Origin of the sequence: Actinoplanes sp. NPDC048791 (genome assembly GCF_040650095.1) — a bacterium.
In the GTDB taxonomy this organism is placed as follows: domain Bacteria; phylum Actinomycetota; class Actinomycetes; order Mycobacteriales; family Micromonosporaceae; genus Actinoplanes.
The window spans coordinates 1-1,835 of record NZ_JBEZGQ010001377.1 but is presented as its reverse complement, the minus strand read 5'-3'; the positions used below and the strand labels follow the sequence as shown (position 1 = coordinate 1,835).

General features: G+C 74.1%; 4 protein-coding genes. 2 read left to right on the top strand and 2 right to left on the bottom strand.

Translation table 11 applies throughout. The features are described from left to right. Window positions 1–267 (top strand): fructosamine kinase family protein (locus tag AB0C29_RS46500; protein ID WP_360834533.1); only part of this gene is annotated, 267 nt, incomplete at its 5' end. A gap of 36 nt (window positions 268–303) precedes the next feature. On the opposite strand, the gene AB0C29_RS46495 is transcribed toward AB0C29_RS46500, so the two are convergent. Further along, window positions 304–693 (bottom strand): DUF302 domain-containing protein, encoded by a 390-nt coding sequence (locus AB0C29_RS46495; protein ID WP_360834531.1) that lies wholly within the window; start codon window positions 691–693, stop codon window positions 304–306. 126 nt (window positions 694–819) lie between these two features. Here AB0C29_RS46495 and AB0C29_RS46490 point away from each other — a divergent pair, with 126 nt between their 5' ends. Then, entirely contained in the window at window positions 820–1,068 is a 249-nt protein-coding gene (locus tag AB0C29_RS46490) for a hypothetical protein (protein WP_360834529.1), read from the top strand. A 16-nt stretch (window positions 1,069–1,084) separates the two neighbouring features. On the opposite strand, the gene AB0C29_RS46485 is transcribed toward AB0C29_RS46490, so the two are convergent. Then, window positions 1,085–1,835, bottom strand: a 751-nt coding sequence (locus AB0C29_RS46485) for a PaaX family transcriptional regulator C-terminal domain-containing protein (protein WP_360834527.1), incomplete at its 5' end; no start/stop codon positions are given.

Sequence of the window (1,835 nt, the reverse complement as noted above, 5' to 3'; positions counted from 1 at the left end):
GGCCGGCCCGCGCTGATCGACCCGGCGGTGTCCTACCTGTGGGCCGAGGTCGACCTCGCCCACGTGTGGTCGACCTCGCCGCCGCCCGAGGCCGGGCGGTTCTTCGCCCGGTACGCCGAACTGACCTCCCTCGACAGCGACTGGCCGGCCCGGATGCCGATCATCCAGTTGCGGCAGCACCTGGCCGTGCTGGCCCAGTTCGACGACGACTGGGGCGCGGCCGAGCAGATCCGGGCGACGCTCGCCCCGTTCCGGACGCTGCACTGACCGGCCGCCACGTGCGGCGCGGTCCACCGGTCGGCGTCAGCCGCTGACCTCGGCCACCAGGGCGTCCAGCACACCGCGGAGTCCGGCCAGCGTCCCGGCCTGTCCCGCCAGCCCGAAGTCCTCGGCCATGGTCTGCGGGTCCCGGAACGCGACCTGCGTTCCGTCGTCGCCGGACCACACCAGGATGCGCAACGGCAGGTCGAGGCCGGCGCGCGGATCGGCCCGCATCAGCGGCGTGCCGGCGGCAGGGTTGCCGAACACCAGCACGACCTCGTCGGGCAGCTCCAGGCCCACGCCCCGGGCTCCGGCCCCGTGATCGATGGTGGCGAACAGCGTGATGCCGCGTCGCTGCAGGGCGGCGGTCAGGTGCCGCACCGTCGTCGCGACGTCGGACCGGGAACGTGCGGTGATCAGGGCGGCCGGCATGGCATCTCCTCCGTATCAGGACCGCCCCCAGTCTTGCGCACACCACCACCGGTTCTTCGCCGGCTTTTCGGGCCTGGCTGATCTCCTGGTGGTAGTCCCACCACCGACCAGTCAGGAGTCAGGCACATGCGCATCAGAACAGTGATCGGACTGACCGTCGCGGGCGGCGCCGCAGTCGTCGCGGCGGGATTGGGTGGCTCTGCCCTGGCCGCGGAGCCCGTCGAGTCGTCGGCGCCGGCCGTGGCCGAGGTGAGCCCGGCCGCACCCCGGGGAGACGGCGCCGCCGGTGTGGCAGCGCAGGACGACTGCCCGTGGAAGGGCGGCGAGAGCGGCGCACCGGCCGACACCGGACCGGTCGGCACCGAGACGCTCTGATCAAGGCGTCCGAACATCACGCCGGCAGGCCGGCGGCCAGCTCGGCGACGGTGTGGGCGCGGATGCCGCTGAGCGGTTCGCCGGTGCAGCCCGCGGCAACCGCGCGTACGTGGTCCTGGGCATTGGGCGCGAGCCCGTCGTAGATGGCGACGAACAGGTCGCGGGCGGGCTCGCGCAGCCATCCCGGCGGGAGCAGCCGGCTGGGCAGCCCGGGGTCGAGGATGGGCAGCCGGCGATAGGTGTCCATGATCTCGGTACGGGCCCGGACCGCCTCGGACCCGCTGATCCGCCCGGCCTTCAGACGCGGAAGTACCGGCCGCCACGTCGCGATGAAGGATTCGTACCGGCCGGCGATGGCCGCGGTGTCCCACGCGTCGAGGGGTGAGCGGCCGGCCTCGGCCGCCAGGTCGAGGTGCCGGCCCTGGAAGACGGTCATGGTGGCACCGAACGCGGCGAGCTGCTCCCGGGCCTTCCCGGTGAACCGGCGCGGGGAGACCCAGAGGCCGTCGTACAGCGGGGCGAAGCCCATCCAGCGCAGTTGCGCGCGGAGCCCGCGCCGCTGTGCCGCCTGGTCGCGCGGCAGGGAGAAGGCGAGCACGGTCCAGCGCTCGTCCCACGGTTCGGCCACGACGGGCGAGACGATCGCGCTGCCTCCGATGGACAGGAAGCCGGCGGCGGCCGGGGTGAGCCGGTAGGAGCTGCGCCGCCCCTGCCGGCTGCCTTCCAGCACGCCGCGCCGGGCCTGCCGTCTGATCGCGGTCCGGGCG

Coding starts and splice junctions, on each gene's coding strand:
- AB0C29_RS46490 (WP_360834529.1), top strand. CDS start 820: ATGCGCATCAGAACAGTGATCGGACTGACCGTCGCGGGCGGCGCCGCA.
- AB0C29_RS46495 (WP_360834531.1), bottom strand. CDS start 693: ATGCCGGCCGCCCTGATCACCGCACGTTCCCGGTCCGACGTCGCGACG.